This window comes from Rhodanobacter sp. Soil_C_14 (assembly GCF_057657335.1).
On the sequence record NZ_JBDGIQ010000004.1, the window covers coordinates 225,661 to 244,407 of the forward strand.

Consider the following 18,747-nt stretch of genomic DNA (forward strand, 5'->3'; position numbering starts at 1 on the left):
TCGAGCGTAAAAAAAGCCGCGGCGGCCGCCGCGGCTTTTTTCATGGGCGCGATGTTCAGTGCTTTGCGGGCTGGTACGCGCCCGGCGGGTTCTGGAACGGGATCGCGATGCGGTTCCACGCGTTGATCAGGATCACCGCCATGTTGAGATCGCCCAGTTCCTTTTCGCTGAACTGCGCGCGGGCCTGCTCGTAGACGTCGTCGGCTACCCCGTGGACCGGATCGAGCCGGGTGACTGCCTCGCACCACGCCAGCGCGGCGCGCTCGCGATCGCTGTAGAACGGCGCTTCGCGCCAGGCCTGCAACACATACAGCCGCTGCTCGGTTTCGCCGGCGGCGCGGGCATCCTTGCTGTGCATGTCCAGGCAGTAGGCGCAGCCGTTGAGCTGGGAGGCTCGCATCAGCACCAGCTCGATCAGGGCCGGTTCGAGGCTGCCCGAGTGCACGTATTTGTTCAGGGCGAACAGGGGTTTCATGGCTTCCTGGGTGGGGACCGAGGATTGACGGGATGACATGGGGGAACTCCTTTCTGTGGTGCGGCCGCAGTGGCCGTTCAATGCAAGGACGCAGGGCCGGCCGATTTCGTGACAGCCGCCAGCCGGGCCAGCTTTCCGGGGTGACGCAAGGCGTGGATCGCGCTGATTCCCGTCTCGTCTTCGTCGATCCAGCTGGCGGATATCAGGGTGTCGCCCTGCCAGCTGAGCAGGGCAGGCGTGCCGTTGAGCCGATGGATTTCATGGCGCACGCCCTGTCCGCGCTGATGCAGGGCGATCTGCAGATACAACCGGGCCAGGCGTTCGGCCCCGTGCAGGGGACGCAGGGTGGCGGTGACCAGGCCACCGCCGTCGGAGATGTGCACCGCGTCCTCGGCGAACAGCGCGCGCAAGGTATCCATGTCCGGTTGTTGCAGGGCCTCGGCGAAGCGCTCCAGCAAACGGTGCTGTCGATCGGTATCGGGCGCGTCCGGGCGCGGCCGTTCCTGGCGCAGACGCTGTTTCGCCCGGTGCACGCGCTGGCGGCAGGCGTCTTCGCTGATCTCGAGCATCGCCGCGGCCTCGGCGTGGCTGTAATCGAACACCTCGCGCAGCAGGAAGGCGGCGCGCTCCTCGGCGCTGAGCCGTTCGAGCAGCAGCAGGAAGCTGAGGGTCAGGCTTTCCGCCCGCTCCAGTTGCGCCTCGGGCTGGTCGGCGTCGACCAATAGCGGCTCGGGCAGCCACGGGCCAGGATAGTGTTCGCGCTCGGTCCGGGCGCGGCGCAGGCGGTCGAGCGCCAGCCGGGTGGTGACGGTCACCAGCCATGCTTCGGGATCGTCCAGCGCGGTAGTGTCCTGCGCATGCCAGCGCAGCCAGGCATCGTGCAGCACGTCTTCGGCGTCGGCGGGCGTGCCGAGCATGCGGTAGGCCAGCCCGAACAGGCGGGGGCGGTGTTGCTGGAACAGGGCGGTTTGCGGGTCCATGGCGTTCTCCATCGAGGCATCCTGATCAAGGACGCGCGCCACTCACGCGATGTGACTGCTCAGCGGAACAGCGGCCACGGCGCCAGGAAGATCAGCCACATCAGCAGCACGATGCCGGTGTACTTGAAGGCCTTGTACAGCGTCCGGTGGCGGCGCTTGAACTCCACCTTCCAGCGATGCGTGGCGCCCTTGCGCTGGCTGAGCGCGTACAGGCGGTTCACGAAGCCGGTCTTCTCGGTGCCGGCGTCGCTGTTCGGCGAGGCGGTGATCCTGCCCATGAACGCGCCGACGCGATGGTTGATCGCGCTCATCCAGCGCGTGCGCAGCGGACGCTCCACGTCGGCGAACAGGATCACCCGGGTCTGGTCGGTCTTGTTCTCGACCCAGTGCACGAAGGTCTCGTCGAACACCACGTCCTTGCCGTCGCCCCAGGCGTGCTCCTCGCCGTCGACGAAGATGCGGCAGTCGCGCGAGTTCGGCGTGATCAGGCCCAGGTGGTAGCGCAGCGAGCCGGCGAACGGATCGCGATGCGGGTTGAGCTTGCTGTTCGGCGCCAGCGTGGCGAACATCGCCGCCTTGATGCCGGGAATCGCATTGAGCAACTCGACCGTCTTCGGGCACAGCGCCTCGGCGGAGGCTAGCGGCTCGCCGTACCACTTCAGGTAGAAACGCTTCCAGCCCTGCTTGAAGAAGCTGTTGAAGCTGGCGTCGTCGTTCTTCGCGGCCGCGCGGATGTGGCCTTCGTCGAACAGCTGCAGGGCCTCGTCGCGGATGGCCTGCCAGTTCGCCTGCAGCAGGTCCAGTTGCGGAAAGCCGCGACGATCGAGGATGGGTTTCGCCGGCACGGCGGAGAACGCGTACATCAGCAGGTTGTACGGGGCGAAGATCGCCGAGTGGTCGACCAGCTGGCGGTCGAAACGCAGCCGCACGCGACCGCGCAGGTGCACCAGCAGCACGCACAACGCGAAGAACACGAATACGGCAAGCAGGATGAGGCGGGGGGTGAGGATCATGGCAACGCGAGCAGCCGTGGCAGGGATTCCGGGGCCTGCCATTCTACGCGTTTGCCGCGCCCCGGCTCGGTGCCCGCCGAATCCCCCGCGCGGCATTCAGCCGCGCGGGGAGTTTCCAGTCATCGACGAAGCGCCGGTTTCGGCCTTTCCGAATCCCGAATCCCGTTACTAAAGCGACTCCGCCGCGAAGTCCGCCAGCCGCGACCGCTCGCCGCGGCGCAGGGTGATGTGGGCGGAGTGCTCCCAGTTCTTGAAGCGGTCGACCGCGTAGGTGAGGCCGGAGGTGGTCTCGGTGAGATACGGCGTGTCGATCTGCTCGACATTGCCCAGGCAGACGATCTTGGTGCCCGGGCCGGCGCGGGTGATCAGGGTCTTCATCTGCTTCGGGGTGAGATTTTGCGCCTCGTCGATGATCAGGTAGCGCGACAGGAAGGTGCGCCCGCGCATGAAGTTCAGCGAGCGGATCTTGATGCGCGAGGCGAGCAGGTCGTTGGTGGCCTGGCGGCCCCAGCTGCCGCCGTCCTCGGGGTTGGCCAGCACTTCGAGGTTGTCGGTGAGCGCGCCCATCCACGGCGTCATCTTTTCCTCTTCGGTGCCGGGCAGGAAGCCGATGTCCTCGCCGACGGACACGGTGGCGCGGGTCATGATGATCTCGCGGTAGCGCTGCTGGTCCATCACCTGGGCCAGGCCGGCGGCCAGCGCCAGCAGGGTCTTGCCGGTGCCGGCGTTGCCGAGCAGGGTGACGAAGTCGATGTCCGGGTCCATCAGCGCGTTGAGCGCGAAGTTCTGCTCGCGGTTGCGCGCGCCGATGCCCCAGACGTGATGGTTCGCGTGCGAATGGTCGTCCAGCAGCAGCAAGGTGGCACTGGTCTCGTCCAGGTGCAGCACGCGCAGCTCGACCGCGTTTTCGCCGGGCAGGTACAGGCACTGGTTCGGATGCCAGTCGTCCTGCTCGCGCCGGTTCACCTCGTAATAGGTACGGCCGCGTTCGGTCCACGAGCGCACTTCCGGGTGCAGGTCCCAGAAGTCCTCGGGCAGTTCGGCCGAACCGGTGTAGAGCAGCGAGAAGTCGTCCAGCGCGCGGTCGTTCTCGTAGTCCTCGGCGACGATGCCGTTGATGCTGGCCTTGATCCGGAGGTTGATGTCCTTGGTGACCAGGATGACGTCGCGGCCGGGATTCTGGTCGCGCAACTCGATCACCGCGGCGAGGATCTGGTTGTCCGCCTTGGTGTGGCCGTTGCTGCTGGTGCGATGCTGGAAGTACAGGCGGCCCACCGAGCCGCCGCGCTTGAGCTTGATGCCCTGCGGATTGCTGAGTTCCAGGCCCTCGCCCAGATCGTGCTGCTTGCCCAGTTCGACCAGTTCGTTGAGGAAGCGGCTGACCTGGCGGCCATTGCGCGAGACTTCCGAGGCACCCTTCTTCTTTTCGTCCAGTTCCTCCAGCACGGTCATCGGGATGAAGACATCGTGTTCCTCGAAGCGGAACAGCGAGGTCGGGTCATGCAGCAGGACGTTGGTGTCGAGAGCGTAGATGCGCTTGCTTCCGGTCATGCGGAAGTGTCCTCACTGGTGGGTGGAAGGAACGGGCCGGCGGGTACGTCCAGGGTCAGGCAGCGGGAATGGCGTCGAGCACGGCCTGCGCATGGCCGGAAACTTTCACGCCACGCCATTCCGCGGCCAGCTTGCCCTCCGAATCGATCAGGAACGTGCTGCGGACGATGCCCATGAAGCGTTTGCCGTACAGCACTTTTTCGTGGATCACGTCGAAGGCGCGGCACCAGGTTTCGTCGGCATCGGAGACCAGCGGGAACGGCAGTTCCTGCTTGTTGGCGAAGTTCGCATGCGACTTCTGCGAATCGCGCGAGACACCGATGATCTGCGCATGGCGCTTGCGGAAGGCCGGGTAGAGGTCGCGAAAGTCCTTCGCTTCGGTGGTGCATCCTGGCGTCGAGTCCTTCGGGTAGAAATACACCACCAGCCATTGTCCCTTGAGGCTGGACAGCTTCAGTTCGCTGCCGTCGCCGGTGAGGCCTTTCAGTGCGGGCAGTTTCTTGCCGATATCGGGCATGAGGGGTCCTGCGCGGCGAGGCGATGCCGCGACGTGTGGGAAAAGGAAAGGATGGAGAAGGCCGCTGAGGTCGACGTTGCGACGGCGGCAGGGCGAGCTGTTGCGCCGGAAAGGGTCGGGGTGATTCGACAAGCTGGCTGCAATGCAACGGTCCTCCGGCAACTCACGGCCACAGACTAGCGCGGGTGGCTTGGCGCAGGACAGTCCTTGTCAGGACGCCACGATCGCGCGATGCTCGGCGGATGTCACCGGCTCAGAATTTGACCGGGTCCATGATCGCGTCGAGATTCAGGCCGTCGCACAGTTCCAGGAAGTCGTCGCGCAAGGCGGCGATGTGGATTTCCGCCGGAATGCCGATGGTGAACTGGGCCTGGAACATCTCCGCCCCGGTCTGCATGGCGTGATAGCGGGTGGAGTTGAGCTGCTCCACGCTGATGCCGTGCTGGCTGAAGAAGTCCACGATGCGGGCCACGATGCCCGGCCGGTCGGCGGCCACCACTTCCACCAGATAAGGCAGCAGGTGCGAGCTGTTCTCGCGCGGCCCGGTGCGGTAGTGCACCAGCCGCATGCTCTCGTCGCGGGTCAGCTTGGCCAGGGCCGTTTCCAGCTTGGCCAGGGCGTCCCAGGCGCCGCTGGCCAGCAGCATCAGCGAGGTTTCCGTGCCGATGGTGGCGACTCGCGATTCGGACAGGTTGCAGCCGGCGTCGGCGATTCGCCGGGCCAGTGCCAGCAGCGGCGACTGGGTCGAGGTGGTAAGCGCGTGGATCAGCAACTGGTTGTCGTTGCCCGAGCGTGCGGAGCCGGAAGTGGATTTCAAGGAGGCCTGCCTGCGTAACGTCGACCGCGTGATGCGGAACGGTGAGACTACTCCCATCGAGCTTACTTGCCCGGCTCGCGAAGCGGCAAGTAACATGCAGGGCTTGCCTTGCAGTGGAATCGGGTCTTGAACATTCGCGGAAGCATCTGCGCGCTGGTCACGCCGTTCGCGGCCGGTGGCTCGCTCGATCTGGCGGCCTTCGGTCGGCTGCTTGATTACCAGATCGCCGGCGGCACCCAGGCGCTGGTGGTGGCCGGCTCCACCGGTGAAGCGCACATGCTCGAACACGACGAGTTCGAGCGCCTGCTGGCGTTTGCCGTCGATCGGGTGAACGGACGGGTTCCGGTGATTGCCGGTACCGGCGAGGCGGGCACCGCAAAAACGGTGGCATTGACCCGGCGGGCCCGTGCGCTGGGCGCCGATGCGGCCCTGGTGGTCGCGCCGTTCTACGTGCGGCCGACCCAGGAAGGCATACGCCACCACTACCTGGAAGTGGCTGAACACGGCGAGCTGCCGGTACTGCTCTACAACGTGCCGAGCCGTACCGGTTGCGATGTCCTGCCGGAGACGGTCGCCGCGCTGCGTGATCATCCCGCGATCGTGGGCATCAAGGAGGCCCGTGGCGACCAGCCGCGGATTTCGGCGCTGGCGGAACTTGTGCGTCCGGATTTCGTCTATCTGTCCGGCGACGACGGCACGGCCGGGCAGGCGATGCTGGCCGGTGCCGCCGGCACCATCTCGGTGGTGGCCAACCTGGTGCCGCGGGCGTTCCGTGACTTGTGCGACGCGGCCACCGCCGGGGATCGGGCGGCCACCGCGCGCTGTCATGCCGCGCTGGAACCCCTGATCGAGGCGCTCAACTGCGCGCCGAACCCGATCGCGGTCAAGGCCGGTTTGCCTGTGCTGGGGCTGGGACTGGCCCTGCCGAGGTTGCCGCTGGTGGAACTGAACGACGGTCCGGATCGCGCCCGATTGCACCAAGCGCTGTCCAGTCTGGCATCCTTGACGACTGCGGCCGGTGGAACGGTTGCCTGACTTACTTTACGGAATCCGATTACATGAAGAAAACTTCGCTCCTCGTGGCCTTGCCGGCCGTGGCCCTCAGTGGCCTGCTGCTCACCGGCTGCGGCGCATTCCGTTCGCACAAGGCCTGGGACACCGCGCTGCAGGAAGCGCCGCTGGAGATTCCGCCCACGCTTGACAGGCCTTCCACCACCGAAGCGCTGGTGATTCCGCCGCCGGGTGGCAACCAGCCGACCGCCAATGGCGCAACGGCCCGGGTCGGTTCGTCGAATGGCCAGATCAGCGACGGCTTCGTGGTCGCCGATGGCGCCGACAGCGTCTATCGCCGTGTCGGCCAAGCCTTGGAAGGCGGCAACCTGGGCGAGGTGATCGCGCATGACGATGCGGCGCACAGCTACACGCTGAACGTGTCCGATGCCGTTGCCCAGCAGAAAAAGAAGGGCTTCTTCGGCCGCATGTTCGGTCGCGACAAGAGCAGCGCGGTGCAGGCGCCGGGCGCCGGCTCGCACCAGGTGCAGGTCAGCATCAACACCAGCGGCGCCAGTGGCAGCGAAGTGCGCGCCACCGGAAATCCGGCCGCGGTGGGCAAGGTGGTGGATACGCTGAAGTCGCGTCTGGGCGGCTGAGTCTTCCGTCCGGCCATTGAAAACGCCGCCCTCGGGCGGCGTTTTCGCATCGGGCATCGGCGCGCCGCGATATCAGCGCTGCAGCAGTTCCAGCTTGCCGGGCTTGCCTTCCCAGTCCTTTGCATCGGCCGGGGCATCCTTGCGCTCGGTGATCACCGGCCAACCCTTGGCCAGCTCCGCGTTCAGCGCCACCAGCGCTTCCTGGCCGGCGGGAACGTCGTCTTCCGGGTAGATCGCATTGATCGGGCACTCGGGCTCGCACAGGGTGCAGTCGATGCACTCGTCCGGATCGATCACCAGGAAATTCGGGCCTTCGTGGAACGCGTCGACCGGGCAGACCTCGACGCAATCGGTGTACTTGCACTTGATGCAGTTGTCGATGACAACAAAGGTCATGGAAGAGGGCTCTCAAAGGATATGCACTGCAGACGAGTGTCGCAGAATGCGAGCTTTTGTGAGGAGTGCGGCCATGGATGGCCGCTTTTGATCTCTACCCGGAGCGCAGTCTGCACCCTAGCTTCTTGCAGTCGATGTTGCAGCGATCATGGATGATCGCACAAGCATTGGTGCTCCCTACGAGACTCGAACTCGTGTTCCCGCCTTGAGAGGGCAGTGTCCTAGGCCACTAGACGAAGGGAGCGTTATGCAGCGAGGCGCGCTAGTATAACGGAATTGTTTCGCCCGGCAATGCTTGCCGTGCATCTGCCTGCGTCGCCCGAAACGGGACCTGCCGGTGCACGTGTCCGGCGCCACGCGGAGCGGCCCGCGTTGCTCTGTGCCGCGATATATTGCAACCGACGGGCAGCTTCGCCCCGCCAAGGATTCCCACCGCTTGAATCTACAATCAAGGACTGACGCCACGCCGACGCTGCGGATCATTGCGCGCGACCAGCACATCATTTCGCGCAAGAACATCAGCAAGGCCGCCTTGCGCGTGCTGTACCGGCTGAACGAGGCCGGGCACACGGCCTATCTGGTCGGCGGTGCAGTACGCGACCTGCTGCTGGGGCTGCAGCCGAAGGACTTCGACGTGGCCACCGATGCCACGCCGGATGAAGTGAAGCAGCTGTTCCGCAACTGCCGCCTGATCGGCCGCCGCTTCCGCCTGGCCCACGTGGTGTTCGGCCCGGAAATCATCGAGGTCGCCACATTTCGCGGCACCGGCGAGGAGGGCGGCGAGGGCGACCGTCACATCGTCGATGGCCGCATCGTGCGCGACAACATCTGGGGCACCATCGAGGAAGACGCGATCCGCCGCGACTTCCGCGTCAACGCGATGTATTACGACATCAGCGATTTCTCCGTGCGCGACTACGTCGGCGGCATGCAGGACCTGCAGGACCGGATGCTGCGCCTGATCGGCGAGCCGGACGTCCGCTACCACGAGGACCCGGTGCGCATGCTGCGGGCGGCGCGGCTGGCGGCGAAGCTGGACATGCAGATCGACGCCGCCGCGATGGCGCCGTTCGAGACGCTGGGGCCGCTGCTGGCCGATGCCGCGCCCGCGCGCCTGTTCGACGAATCACTGAAGATGTTCCTGTCCGGCAACGGCCTGAAGAGCTTTCGCATGCTGGAACACTGCGGCCTGCTCAAGTTCCTGTTTCCGGCCACCGCACGGGCGCTTCGGCGCGGCGACGATGCGCTGCGTTCGCTGGTCGAGAACGGGCTGGCCAATACCGATGCCCGTATCCACGAGGGCAAGTCGGTCACGCCGGCCTTCCTGTTCGCAGTGCTGTTGTGGGGCGAAGTGCGCGACGTGGCGCACCAGTTGATCGGGCGTGGCGTCGAAAGCAACGAGGCCTGGGCGCAGGCCGCCGCCCGGGTGGTGGGCGAGCAGTGCCAGCGCGTGGCGATCCCCCGCCGGTTCACCTTCACCATGGAGGAGATCTGGTCGTTGCAGCCGCGTTTCGAACAGATCCAGCGCAAGCGCGTATTCCGCCTGATGGCCCATCCGCGCTTCCGCGCCGCCTTCGATTTCCTGCTGCTGCGTGCCGACGAGTCGCCGGCGATGCGTGAGCTGGGCCAGTGGTGGGCCCACGCCCAGCAGCTGCCGCAGGATGTGCTGGCTTCGGCCCTGCCGGCCGGTGGCGGTGCAGGCGCCAATGATTACGTTCCCGCGCCGGTCGCTGCGAAGCCGCCGCGTCCACGCCGTCGTCGTCGCAAGCCGGGCAACAAATCAGGCTCCGCATGAGCCTGGTCTACGTGGCGCTGGGCAGCAATCTCGGCGATCCCCGGCAACAGGTGCTGGACGCGATGGATGCGCTGGCGCGCCTGCCCGGGACCCGACTGCGGCAACGCTCCTCATTGTATCGCACGCCGCCGTGGGGCGTGCTGGAGCAGCCGCCCTTCATCAATGCGGTGGTGGAACTGGACACGGAGCTCTCGCCGCATGCGCTGCTGGACGCGCTGCTGGCCATCGAGCAGCGCGCCGGTCGCGTGCGGGCCGAGCGCAACGGGCCGCGCACGCTGGATCTGGATTTGCTGCATGTCGAAGGCGTGCAGCTTGACGATCCCGACCTGACCCTGCCGCATCCCCGCATGGCCGAGCGGGCCTTCGTGCTGCTGCCCCTGTGCGACATTGTGCCCACCCTGCGCCCGTCCGGACAGGCTACCGTAGCTGAACAACTGGCCCGGCTCGATCCATCCGGTTGTGAACGCGTGGCTTGAGCCCTCCACGTGGCGCGCCGGATAATCGGCGGCCCAGCATCGATCAGGAATTGCCGTGTACGTGCAGAACGCCAGTGTCCCCGACCGCAAGCCGGTGACCGTGCCAGGCCTGCTTGCGATGAAGGCCGAGGGTCGGCGCATCGTGATGCTCACCGCCTACGACGCCAGCTTCGCCTGGCAGCTGGAATCGGCCGGCATCGACATCGCGCTGGTCGGCGATTCCCTGGGCATGGTGGTGCAGGGCCATCGCAGCACCTTGCCGGTGACGCTCGATCACATGGTCTATCACACGGCCGCGGTGGCCCGCGGACTGGCGGCCACCATGCTGGTGGCCGACCTGCCGTTCATGGCCGATCGCGATGTCGCGCATGCGCTGGAGGCCGGCGCGCGGCTGGTCGGCGAGGCCGGTGCGGCGATGGTCAAGATCGAGGGCGCCGCGCCGCACGTCCAGGAGGCGATCGCGGCGCTGAGCGCGCGGGCCATTCCGGTTTGTGCGCACCTGGGGCTCACCCCGCAATCGGTGCACAAGTTCGGCGGCTTCCGCATCCAGGGACGCGAACAGGCCGCCGCCGATCGCGTGCTGGCCGAGGCGCTGGCGGTGCAGGCCGCCGGCGCGGACCTGCTGGTGATGGAGGGCGTGCCGGTGGAACTGGGGCGGCGGGTGACCGAGGCGCTTTCGATTCCGGTGATCGGCATCGGTGCCGGCCCGCATTGCGACGGCCAGGTGCTGGTGATCCACGACATGCTCGGCATCACGCCGGGCAAGCGCCCGAAATTCAGCAAGGATTTCCTGGCCGGGCGCGATTCTGTCGCCGCGGCCATTGCCGCCTATGCCGAGGACGTGCGCAGCGGCGCCTTTCCGGCGCCCGAGCATTGTTTCAACTGACCTTCGTTTTCATTGAGCCCGTTTCAACCGGGCTGCGAGTCGACCGATCATGCAGACCGTACAAGACATCCCCGCGCTGCGGGCCGCGATCCGTGGCTGGCGCACGCAGGGCCAGACCGTGGGCTTCGTGCCGACCATGGGCAACCTGCACGCCGGTCACCAGTCGCTGATCAAGCTGGCGCGTGCGCGCACCGAGCGGGTCGTCGCCAGTGTCTTCGTCAACCCGACCCAGTTCGGTCCCAACGAGGATTTCGACCGTTATCCGCGCACCCTGGCGCAGGATCAGGCCGCGCTGGCCGAGAGTGAATGCGACCTGCTGTTCGCACCGGAGGTCGCCACGATCTATCCGTTCGGTGCCGCGCACAGCGTCAGCGTGCGCGTGCCGCGGATCACCGACGAGCTGGAAGGCGCCCATCGGCCGGGCCACTTCGATGGCATGGCCACGGTGGTGTGCAAGCTGTTCAACCTGGTGCAGCCGGACGTGGCCGTATTCGGCCAGAAGGACTTCCAGCAGTTGAAGGTGGTCGAGCGGATGGTGCGCGACCTGGGCCTGCCGCTGAAGGTGATGGCGGCGCCGATCCTGCGCGCCGAGGATGGCCTGGCGCTCAGCTCGCGCAATCAGTACCTCAGCGCCGAGGAGCGGGCGCGCGCGCCGTTGATCCACGACACCCTGCAGAAAATGCGCGAACTGCTGGCGCAGGGACATCCGTGGCAGGCGATCGAGCAGACCGCCGCCGCGCGCCTGCAACGTGCGGGATTCGTGCCGGACTACGTGGTGATCCGCCGTGCCGAGGACCTGGCCGAACCGGCCGACGGCGAGTCCGACGGGCTGATTGCGCTGGTGGCGGCACGGCTGGGCAACACGCGCCTGATCGACAACTTGCTGTTCGACTGAGGTGGCCGCATATCCGGGAACAGGCCGTTGATGTTGCGATGCAGCGTCAGCAGTTCGATAATGCCCGACTTTGCAGGCTGACCCTGCCGGAAACAAAGATTCCCATGCACCTGAACATGCTCAAGGCCAAGATCCACCGTGCCACGGTGACCCACGCCGAACTGCACTACGAAGGCTCGATCGCGATCGACGGTCTGCTGCTGGACGCCTCCGGCATCCGCGAGTACGAGCAGATCCACGCCTGGAACGTCAACAGCGGCCAGCGCTTCGTCACCTATGCGCTGCGTGCCGAGGAAGGTTCCGGGATCATCTCGGTCAACGGCAGCGCCGCGCGCAGTGCCCAGGCCGGCGACATCATCATCATCGCCGCCTTCGTGCAGTTGAGCGAAGCGGAGCTGGAGAACTACCAGCCGACCTGCGTCTACGTCGCCGCCGGCCCGGGCAACCGCATCAGCCACACCAATCGTTCGATCCCGAAGCAGATGGCCGACGCCTGAGAAGTTGTGAGTTTCAACTTCTCAGGCCGGCCAGGGCGAGGGCATGGAGCCCGAGTTGAGGCAACGCAGGAGCGGTTGCCCGATGGCCGGAGATGGAGCAGTCACGCAAGTGACCGCTTCATGTGAGCGAGTCCGGACATGCGCCGGGCTCGCGATAGAAGAAAACCACAGGACCTGGTTTTCTTCACAGGCCCTGAGCGTCAGCGGCGCTGCTTTGCCAGCGCCCATGCCACGTGTTCACGCACCACCGGCGACGGATCGTCGGCGCGTGCATGGAGTGACTCGATCGCGGCGGCCGATGGGGGCGCATTGCCCAGCGCCACCGCGATGTTGCGCAGCCAACCTTCGTAACCGGTGCGGCGGATCGCCATGCCTTCGGTGCGCTTGAGGAATTCGTCCTCGCTCCAGGCGAACAGCTCGATCAGTTTCGCGCCATCCAGACTGTGCCGCGGCGCGAAATCCGCCTCGGTGGTGGTCTGCGCGAACTTGTTCCACGGGCAGACCAACTGGCAGTCATCGCAGCCGAAGATGCGGTTGCCCATCGGCGCGCGCAGTTCTTCGGGGATGCTGCCCTTCAACTCGATCGTCAGGTAGGAGATGCAGCGTTTGGCGTCGAGCTGGTAAGGCCCGATGATTGCCTGGGTCGGGCAGACCTCGATGCAGCGCGTGCAGCTGCCGCAATGCGCGCTGGCCGGTTCGTCCACCGGCAGCGGCAGGTTGGTGTACAGCTCGCCGAGGAAAAAATACGAGCCCGCGCTGCGGTTGATCAGCACCGTGTGTTTGCCGATCCAGCCCATGCCCGCGTTGCGCGCCAGCGCCTTTTCCAGCACCGGCGCCGAATCCACGTAGGCGCGATAGCCGAAGTCGCCGACGACGCCGTGGATGCGTTCGGCCAGTTTCTGCAGGCGGCCGCGCATCAGCTTGTGGTAGTCGCGACCCAGCGCGTAGCGGGAAACATAACCGGCCTCGGCGTCATTCAGTACGCCCCAGGCGTTCGCGGTGCCGGGCGGGATGTAGTCCATGCGCACCGAGATGACCCGCTGGGTGCCCGGCTCCAGTTCGGCCGGCCGGGTGCGCTTGGTGCCGTGCCGCGCCATGTATTCCATCTCGCCGTGGTGGCCGTGATCGAGCCAGCTCAGCAGATGCTGTTCGTCGTCGGCCAGCTGGGTGCCGCTGATGCCGGTGTCGGCGAAACCCAGTTCGCGCGCCCAGCCCTTGATGTCGCGGGCGAGCGTGGCGTAGTCGGGTGTGCGGGTGTCGATGTCGGACATCCGGCTATTGTAGGTGCGCTGCATGCCTATAATTCGCGCATGCCCGTCCACCCGACCAGCCGCAACCTGCATACCGTCGACCAGTTGCGCGCGATCGAGCGCGCAGCGCTGTCGGCGCTGGGCATTTCCGGGCCCGAACTGATGCGGCGCGCGGCCAGCGCGGCGCTGAGCAGCCTGCGCCGGCACTGGCCGCAGGTGCAGCACGTCTGCATCCACTGCGGCCCCGGCAACAACGGCGGCGACGGATTCCTGCTGGGCCTGCTGGCGCGCGAGGCCGGCCTGCAGGTCGACATGGTCGGGTTGACGGCCAGCTCGTATGGCGACGCTGCGGTGGCGCGCGCGGCATGGGAGTCCGCTGGCGGGCAGGTGCTGGTCTGGGACGCACAGGCCGTGCTTCCCGAAGCGGAACTGCATGTGGATGCGCTGTACGGAATCGGCCTCAATCGCGCGCCGGAAGCGGCTCCGGCACGCTTGATCGAGGCGATCAACCGCAGCGCTCGCCCGGTGCTGGCGCTGGATGTGCCCAGCGGGCTGGACACCAACCGCGGCAGCTGCGCCGCAGCGGCGATTCGCGCCGATGTCACGGTGACCTTCATCGCCGGCAAGCGCGGCCTGCATACCGGGCGCGCCGCCGATCACGTCGGCGTGCTCGAACTGGCCACCCTCGGCGTGCCGGAAAGCGTCTGCGCGGCGGTGCCGGCGGATGCCCGCCTGCTGTTCGCCGAGTCGCTGCCGCCGCGGGACCGTTACTCCAACAAGGGCAACTACGGCCATGTGCTGGTGATCGGCGGGGACCATGGCATGGCCGGTGCGGTGCACCTGGCCGGGGAGTCGGCGCTGCGCGCCGGTGCCGGGCTGGTCAGCGTGGCGACGCGGGCGGCCCATGTGTTCGCGCTGAACGCGGCGCGACCGGAACTGATGGCTCATGGTGTCGACGGTCCCCAGACACTGGCCGCGCAGCTCGACCGTGCCAGCGTGCTGGCGCTGGGCCCGGGGCTGGGCCAGGCGGCCTGGGGTCACGCCCTGTGGCTGACCGCGCTGGACGCGAACAGGCCGCTGGTGCTCGATGCCGATGGCCTGAACCTGCTGGCGCGCGAACCGCGTCGATTCACCGCGCCGACCGTGCTGACGCCGCATCCGGGTGAGGCCGGGCGTCTGCTGGGAATCACCACCGACGAAGTCGAACAGGATCGCTTCGCCGCGGCGCGCGAAATTGCGCGCCGCTACCACGCCGTCGTGGTGTTGAAGGGCGCCGGCAGTCTGGTCGCCGACCCGGATGGACGTCTGGACGTCTGTCCGTGGGGCAATCCGGGCATGGCCAGCGGCGGCATGGGCGACCTGCTCACCGGCATCGTGGCGGCACTGCTGGCGCAGGGCTGCAGTGCGTGGCAGGCGGCCGGGCTTGGCGCGGGCCTGCACGCCCGTGCCGGCGACCGGGCGGCGCGGCAGGGCGAGCGCGGCCTGCTGGCCAGCGACCTGCTGGTGCCGTTGCGGGCACTGGGCAATGGCATGACGGGCTACGAACGTGACCATGATTGAACCGGCACAAGCGGTGTCGACCTGGATGCTTGCCGACGAGGCGGCCACCGCGGCACTGGGCGCGCGCCTGGCGGGTGCGCTGGACGGCGGGCTGGTGATCTACCTGCACGGCCCGCTCGGCGCCGGCAAGACCAGTTTCGCCCGAGCCCTGCTGACGACCCTGGGAGTCGGCGAGCGGGTGAAGAGCCCCACCTACAGTCTCGTCGAAGGCTATACGGCAGGCGGACGGCCCGCCTGGCACCTCGACCTGTACCGGATCGCCGATCCGGGCGAGCTGGAATGGCTGGGTCTGGACGCGCTGGCCGATCCCGACGCGGTGGTGCTGGTGGAATGGCCCGAGCGCGGCAGCGGGGCTTTGCCTGCGGCGGATCTTGTCGTGACCCTGGACTACGCCGGGGCTGGCCGTCAGGCGTCGCTGCGCGCCCATGGCGGACGCGGTGTAAGGCTGCTCGACAGGATTGCCAAGTAATTCTTTTCGCTGGGAAAACCCGATTCGGTCGTGCAGGCCAGGGACTTGTGCTGGAAACACGAGTTGCATCCCTTAGCTTGATCTCACCTGATAAATGCCCCGCAGGTATTGGATATTCAAGGGAAAGATCTTGCAATGCGCATCGCCCTGCGTTTCAATAAGGAGCATGAGGGCTTGCCTGAACAACCGGATCGGCTGGTGTGCCGTCGCGATCGCGGCGCTGCTGCCCGTGGGCGCGGCCGGTGCCGCGCAGTTGAAGGACGTCCGCGTCTGGGCCGGTCCGGCCTATACCCGGGTGGTGTTCGACGCGTCCGGCCCGCTGCAGTACAAGATCAGCCAAAAGAATGGCCAGGTGCTGATCGAACTGCCGGACAGCAACCCCGGCGGTGATTTCTCCGACCCGTCCGCACAGGGCCTGTTCCACGGCATGACGCATTCCCGCCTCGGCAGTGGCATGCAGCTGACCGCCAGGGTCGATCCGTCGAGCCGGCTGAAAAGCTTCCTGCTGAAACCGAAGGACGATGGCGACTATCGGCTGGTGCTGGATTTCTATCCGGCCGACAACGCCGCCGAGGTCGAGCGTGATGTCGCTGCCGACAGTGCCGCGCCGGCGCCGAAGGCTCCGGTGGCTGCCGCTGCGGTCGCGAAGCCGGCCCCCGTCGAGACCTACAGCAATCCCACGCATAGCCGCCGGGTTGCCGCCGAACAGGCGGCAGCGATGCTCAACGGCCAGCGCCAGGTGGTGGTGGCGATCGACGCCGGTCATGGCGGCAAGGACCCCGGCTCGCACGGTCCGGGCGGTACGCTGGAAAAGAACGTCACCCTTGCGGTGGCGCGCGAACTGGCCGCCGAGATCAATCGCCAGCCCGGCATGAAGGCCGTGCTGACGCGCGACAGCGACTTCTTCATTCCGCTGGCGCAGCGCTACAAGATCGCCCGCGAGCACAATGCCGACCTGTTCGTGTCGATCCACGCCGACGCGTTCACCAGCGGCGACGCCAAGGGGTCTTCGGTATGGGTGCTGTCGCCGCGCGGCAAGACCAGCGAGGCCGCGCGCTGGCTGGCCGATCGCGAGAACCGCGCCGACCTGATCGGTGGCACCTCGCTGGACGACAAGGACGACAGCCTGGCCAAGGTGCTGCTGGACATGCAGCAGGGCTGGGCGATACAGGCCAGCGACATGATCGCCGGCAACGTGCTCAAGGCGCTGGGGCGTCTGGGGCCGACCCATCGCGGCTATGTCGAGCGCGCGAATTTCGTGGTGCTGCGTTCGCCCGACGTGCCGTCGATCCTGGTCGAGACGGCCTTCATCAGCAATCCGGCCGAAGAGCGCAAGCTGCGCGATCCGGGGCACCAGAAAAAGCTCGCCGAAGCGGTCATGGGCGGCGTGAAGAATTATTTTGAATCGACGCCGCCGCCGGGCACCTGGTTTGCTGCCGAGGCGGCGCGACGCAATGGCGTGCAGCTGGCGTCCAGCGCCAGTCAGTCGTCCGGCAAGGCGTCCGGGCGCGATGTGCACAAGGTCGGGCGCGGCGAAAGTCTCAGCAGCATCGCGCGCCAGTACGGCGTCAGCGTCGGCGCACTGAAGAACGCGAACCAGATCAGCAGCAATACGGTGCGTGCCGGCACCACGCTGACCATTCCCGCCGGCTGACTTTCCCCGCGGCATCGCGGTTGTTCGCTGTTAAAGTTGGCGGATGACCGTCATCCGCCTGCTTCCCCCCGAACTCATCAACCAGATCGCCGCCGGCGAAGTCATCGAGCGGCCCTCCTCGGTGGTCAAGGAACTGGTCGAGAACAGCCTCGACGCCGGCGCCACGCGCATCGAGGTGGACATCGAGGCCGGTGGCGCGCGACTGATCCGCGTGCGCGATGACGGCGGCGGCATCCACGTCGACGAGCTGCCGCTGGCGGTGGCCTCGCACGCAACCAGCAAGATCGGCAGCTTCGACGACCTGGAACACGTCGCCAGCATGGGTTTCCGGGGCGAGGCGCTGGCCTCGGTGTCGTCGGTATCGCGTTTCGCGCTGACTTCGCGCGTGCGCCACCAGGACGCCGCGTTCCGCATCGAGGTCGACGGCGGCAAGCTGCAGGCGGCGCGGCCGGCGCAGCATCCTTCCGGCACCAGCGTCGAAGTGCGCGACCTGTTCTACAACGTGCCGGCGCGACGGAAATTCATGCGCGCCGAACGCACCGAGTTCGCGCATGTCGACGACCTGCTGAAGTCGCTGGCGCTGGCCCGCGGCTCGGTGGAATTCCGGCTCAGCCACAACGGCAAGCCGGTGCGCATCTGGAAGGCCGCCCGCGATCAGCAGGCGCAATTGCAGCGGGTGGCCGAGGTGCTTGGCGATGAATTTCCATCGCAAAGCCTGCGTATCGATCACGCGGCGGCGGGCCTGCACCTGTCCGGCTGGGTCGGCCTGCCGACCGCGTCGCGGGCGCAGGCCGACTCGCAGTATTTCTACGTCAACGGCCGGCTGGTGCGCGACCGCATCGTGGCCCATGCGGTGCGCCAGGCGTATGCCGACGTGCTGTTCCACGGCCGCCATGCGGTGTTCGTGCTGTATCTGGAGCTGGACCCGGCCGGCGTCGACGTGAACGTGCATCCGGCCAAGCACGAAGTGCGCTTCCGCGAACAGCGGCTGGTGCACGACTTCCTGTTCCGAACTCTGCACGAGGCGCTGGCGCAGACCCGTGCAGGGCTGGGCACGCTGCCGGCGACCGACCCGATCTCGATGCCTTCCCCGTCATACGCGGCAGCGCCGGCAACATCGTATGGCGCATCGTGGCCCAGTGCGTCCAGTCAGAGTCGGCTGGGGCTTGGTACGCGCGAAGAGCCGTTGGCCGACTATGCCGCCTTGCTCGGTGACCCGTCGTTCGCGCCGACAACCGCCGCGTCGTTGCCCGAGTCGGCCGAGGGCGAAGCGCCGCCGCTGGGTTTCGCCATCGCGCAACTGAAAAGCATCTTCGTGCTGGCCGAGAACGCGCACGGGCTGGTGCTGGTCGACATGCACGCGGCGCACGAGCGGATCACCTACGAGAAGCTGAAATCCGGCCGCGTCGGCAGCAACCTGCGCTCGCAGATGCTGCTGGTGCCGTTGAGCCTGGCAGTCAGTGCCACGGAGGCCGCCGCCGCCGAGGAACACGCCGAGGCGCTGGCCGACTGGGGCCTGGAACTTTCGCGCAGCGGTCCGGCCACGATCGTGGTGCGGCGCATCCCGGCGTTGCTGGAAGGCGCCGACGTGGCCCAGCTCAGCCGTGACGTGTTGTCCGAACTGGCCCAGCACGGCAGCTCGCGCCGACTGCAGGAGCTGGAGAACGAACTGCTGTCCACCATGGCCTGCCACGGCTCGGTACGCGCCGGTCGGCGCCTGACCCTTCCCGAGATGAATGCGCTGCTGCGCGAGATGGAGGCGACCGAGCGCTCCGGACAATGCAATCATGGGCGCCCGACCTGGGTGCAACTGAGCCTGCCCGAGCTGGACCGGTTGTTCATGCGCGGTCGCTGACGCGCCGTCGAG

General features: G+C 67.1%; 19 protein-coding genes and 1 tRNA gene. 11 read left to right on the forward strand and 9 right to left on the reverse strand.

Going from position 1 to position 18,747, the window contains the following annotated elements; translation table 11 throughout:
• Positions 1-55 precede the first annotated feature (55 nt).
• The 6 genes from AC3A56_RS11705 to AC3A56_RS11730 all read right to left on the reverse strand — a co-directional run bounded on the left by AC3A56_RS11705 (position 56) and on the right by AC3A56_RS11730 (position 5,308).
• Entirely contained in the window at positions 56-514 is a 459-nt protein-coding gene (locus AC3A56_RS11705) for a carboxymuconolactone decarboxylase family protein (RefSeq protein WP_056766428.1), read from the reverse strand.
• A gap of 38 nt (positions 515-552) precedes the next feature.
• Positions 553-1,455: an RNA polymerase sigma factor SigJ gene (gene sigJ / locus AC3A56_RS11710; protein ID WP_056766500.1), complete on the reverse strand. Its 903-nt coding sequence runs from the start codon at positions 1,453-1,455 to the stop codon at positions 553-555.
• Between the two features lie 59 nt (positions 1,456-1,514).
• On the reverse strand, positions 1,515-2,468 hold the full coding sequence (locus AC3A56_RS11715; RefSeq protein WP_007806164.1) for an aspartyl/asparaginyl beta-hydroxylase domain-containing protein: 954 nt from the start codon (positions 2,466-2,468) through the stop codon (positions 1,515-1,517).
• Positions 2,469-2,636: 168 nt separating this feature from the next.
• Positions 2,637-4,019 (reverse strand): PhoH family protein, encoded by a 1,383-nt coding sequence (locus AC3A56_RS11720; RefSeq protein WP_056766426.1) that lies wholly within the window; start codon positions 4,017-4,019, stop codon positions 2,637-2,639.
• Between the two features lie 55 nt (positions 4,020-4,074).
• A complete protein-coding gene (locus AC3A56_RS11725) occupies positions 4,075-4,536 on the reverse strand; it encodes a peroxiredoxin (RefSeq protein WP_056766424.1) in 462 nt (153 codons plus the stop codon).
• A gap of 253 nt (positions 4,537-4,789) precedes the next feature.
• Positions 4,790-5,308, reverse strand: coding sequence for a glycine cleavage system transcriptional repressor (locus tag AC3A56_RS11730; RefSeq protein WP_056766498.1), 519 nt, complete (start codon positions 5,306-5,308; stop codon positions 4,790-4,792).
• A 171-nt stretch (positions 5,309-5,479) separates the two neighbouring features.
• On the opposite strand from AC3A56_RS11730, the gene dapA reads away from it, so the two are divergent.
• Positions 5,480-6,388 carry a 4-hydroxy-tetrahydrodipicolinate synthase gene (gene dapA, locus AC3A56_RS11735; protein ID WP_487770442.1) on the forward strand — a complete coding sequence of 303 codons (909 nt, stop codon included), beginning with the start codon at positions 5,480-5,482 and terminating at the stop codon, positions 6,386-6,388.
• 23 nt (positions 6,389-6,411) lie between these two features.
• On the forward strand, positions 6,412-7,002 hold the full coding sequence (locus tag AC3A56_RS11740) for a hypothetical protein (RefSeq protein WP_056714938.1): 591 nt from the start codon (positions 6,412-6,414) through the stop codon (positions 7,000-7,002).
• 72 nt (positions 7,003-7,074) lie between these two features.
• Here AC3A56_RS11740 and fdxA read toward each other — a convergent pair whose 3' ends face one another.
• Positions 7,075-7,398, reverse strand: a complete 324-nt coding sequence (gene fdxA / locus AC3A56_RS11745; RefSeq protein WP_056714941.1) for a ferredoxin FdxA — start codon at positions 7,396-7,398, stop codon at positions 7,075-7,077.
• A gap of 168 nt (positions 7,399-7,566) precedes the next feature.
• Positions 7,567-7,642: transfer RNA gene (locus tag AC3A56_RS11750), tRNA-Glu, on the reverse strand.
• A gap of 192 nt (positions 7,643-7,834) precedes the next feature.
• Between AC3A56_RS11750 and pcnB the strand changes: the two genes are divergently transcribed.
• From pcnB to panD, 5 genes are all read left to right on the forward strand, one after another.
• Positions 7,835-9,193 (forward strand): polynucleotide adenylyltransferase PcnB, encoded by a 1,359-nt coding sequence (pcnB, locus tag AC3A56_RS11755; protein ID WP_487770443.1) that lies wholly within the window; start codon positions 7,835-7,837, stop codon positions 9,191-9,193.
• Positions 9,190-9,669: a 2-amino-4-hydroxy-6-hydroxymethyldihydropteridine diphosphokinase gene (gene folK / locus AC3A56_RS11760; protein WP_487770444.1), complete on the forward strand. Its 480-nt coding sequence runs from the start codon at positions 9,190-9,192 to the stop codon at positions 9,667-9,669. Before pcnB ends, folK begins: the two co-directional genes overlap by 4 nt.
• A gap of 55 nt (positions 9,670-9,724) precedes the next feature.
• Complete coding sequence (gene panB / locus AC3A56_RS11765) at positions 9,725-10,555, forward strand: 3-methyl-2-oxobutanoate hydroxymethyltransferase (RefSeq protein ID WP_204109021.1); 831 nt, start codon at positions 9,725-9,727, stop codon at positions 10,553-10,555.
• A 49-nt stretch (positions 10,556-10,604) separates the two neighbouring features.
• Positions 10,605-11,450: a pantoate--beta-alanine ligase gene (gene panC, locus AC3A56_RS11770; protein WP_204109020.1), complete on the forward strand. Its 846-nt coding sequence runs from the start codon at positions 10,605-10,607 to the stop codon at positions 11,448-11,450.
• A 104-nt stretch (positions 11,451-11,554) separates the two neighbouring features.
• A complete protein-coding gene (gene panD, locus AC3A56_RS11775) occupies positions 11,555-11,947 on the forward strand; it encodes an aspartate 1-decarboxylase (RefSeq protein WP_007806142.1) in 393 nt (130 codons plus the stop codon).
• Between the two features lie 200 nt (positions 11,948-12,147).
• Here the strand turns inward: panD and queG are convergent, their stop codons facing one another.
• Positions 12,148-13,242, reverse strand: a complete 1,095-nt coding sequence (gene queG, locus AC3A56_RS11780; RefSeq protein ID WP_487770445.1) for a tRNA epoxyqueuosine(34) reductase QueG — start codon at positions 13,240-13,242, stop codon at positions 12,148-12,150.
• A 15-nt stretch (positions 13,243-13,257) separates the two neighbouring features.
• On the opposite strand from queG, the gene AC3A56_RS11785 reads away from it, so the two are divergent.
• From AC3A56_RS11785 to mutL, 4 genes are all read left to right on the forward strand, one after another.
• Positions 13,258-14,757, forward strand: a complete 1,500-nt coding sequence (locus AC3A56_RS11785) for an NAD(P)H-hydrate dehydratase (protein ID WP_487770446.1) — start codon at positions 13,258-13,260, stop codon at positions 14,755-14,757.
• Entirely contained in the window at positions 14,750-15,226 is a 477-nt protein-coding gene (tsaE, locus tag AC3A56_RS11790; RefSeq protein WP_487770556.1) for a tRNA (adenosine(37)-N6)-threonylcarbamoyltransferase complex ATPase subunit type 1 TsaE, read from the forward strand. The genes AC3A56_RS11785 and tsaE overlap by 8 nt, the downstream gene beginning before the upstream one ends.
• Positions 15,227-15,392: 166 nt before the next feature.
• Positions 15,393-16,880, forward strand: a complete 1,488-nt coding sequence (locus AC3A56_RS11795) for an N-acetylmuramoyl-L-alanine amidase (RefSeq protein WP_487770447.1) — start codon at positions 15,393-15,395, stop codon at positions 16,878-16,880.
• Between the two features lie 43 nt (positions 16,881-16,923).
• Positions 16,924-18,735, forward strand: coding sequence for a DNA mismatch repair endonuclease MutL (gene mutL, locus AC3A56_RS11800; protein ID WP_487770448.1), 1,812 nt, complete (start codon positions 16,924-16,926; stop codon positions 18,733-18,735).
• Positions 18,736-18,747 lie beyond the last annotated feature (12 nt).

Coding starts and splice junctions, on each gene's coding strand:
- AC3A56_RS11720 (WP_056766426.1), bottom strand. CDS start 4,019: ATGACCGGAAGCAAGCGCATCTACGCTCTCGACACCAACGTCCTGCTG.
- fdxA (WP_056714941.1), bottom strand. CDS start 7,398: ATGACCTTTGTTGTCATCGACAACTGCATCAAGTGCAAGTACACCGAT.
- panD (WP_007806142.1), top strand. CDS start 11,555: ATGCACCTGAACATGCTCAAGGCCAAGATCCACCGTGCCACGGTGACC.
- panC (WP_204109020.1), top strand. CDS start 10,605: ATGCAGACCGTACAAGACATCCCCGCGCTGCGGGCCGCGATCCGTGGC.
- tsaE (WP_487770556.1), top strand. CDS start 14,750: ATGATTGAACCGGCACAAGCGGTGTCGACCTGGATGCTTGCCGACGAG.
- queG (WP_487770445.1), bottom strand. CDS start 13,242: ATGCAGCGCACCTACAATAGCCGGATGTCCGACATCGACACCCGCACA.
- folK (WP_487770444.1), top strand. CDS start 9,190: ATGAGCCTGGTCTACGTGGCGCTGGGCAGCAATCTCGGCGATCCCCGG.
- AC3A56_RS11740 (WP_056714938.1), top strand. CDS start 6,412: ATGAAGAAAACTTCGCTCCTCGTGGCCTTGCCGGCCGTGGCCCTCAGT.
- mutL (WP_487770448.1), top strand. CDS start 16,924: ATGACCGTCATCCGCCTGCTTCCCCCCGAACTCATCAACCAGATCGCC.
- AC3A56_RS11705 (WP_056766428.1), bottom strand. CDS start 514: ATGTCATCCCGTCAATCCTCGGTCCCCACCCAGGAAGCCATGAAACCC.
- AC3A56_RS11785 (WP_487770446.1), top strand. CDS start 13,258: ATGCCCGTCCACCCGACCAGCCGCAACCTGCATACCGTCGACCAGTTG.
- sigJ (WP_056766500.1), bottom strand. CDS start 1,455: ATGGACCCGCAAACCGCCCTGTTCCAGCAACACCGCCCCCGCCTGTTC.
- AC3A56_RS11725 (WP_056766424.1), bottom strand. CDS start 4,536: ATGCCCGATATCGGCAAGAAACTGCCCGCACTGAAAGGCCTCACCGGC.
- AC3A56_RS11795 (WP_487770447.1), top strand. CDS start 15,393: ATGAGGGCTTGCCTGAACAACCGGATCGGCTGGTGTGCCGTCGCGATC.
- AC3A56_RS11715 (WP_007806164.1), bottom strand. CDS start 2,468: ATGATCCTCACCCCCCGCCTCATCCTGCTTGCCGTATTCGTGTTCTTC.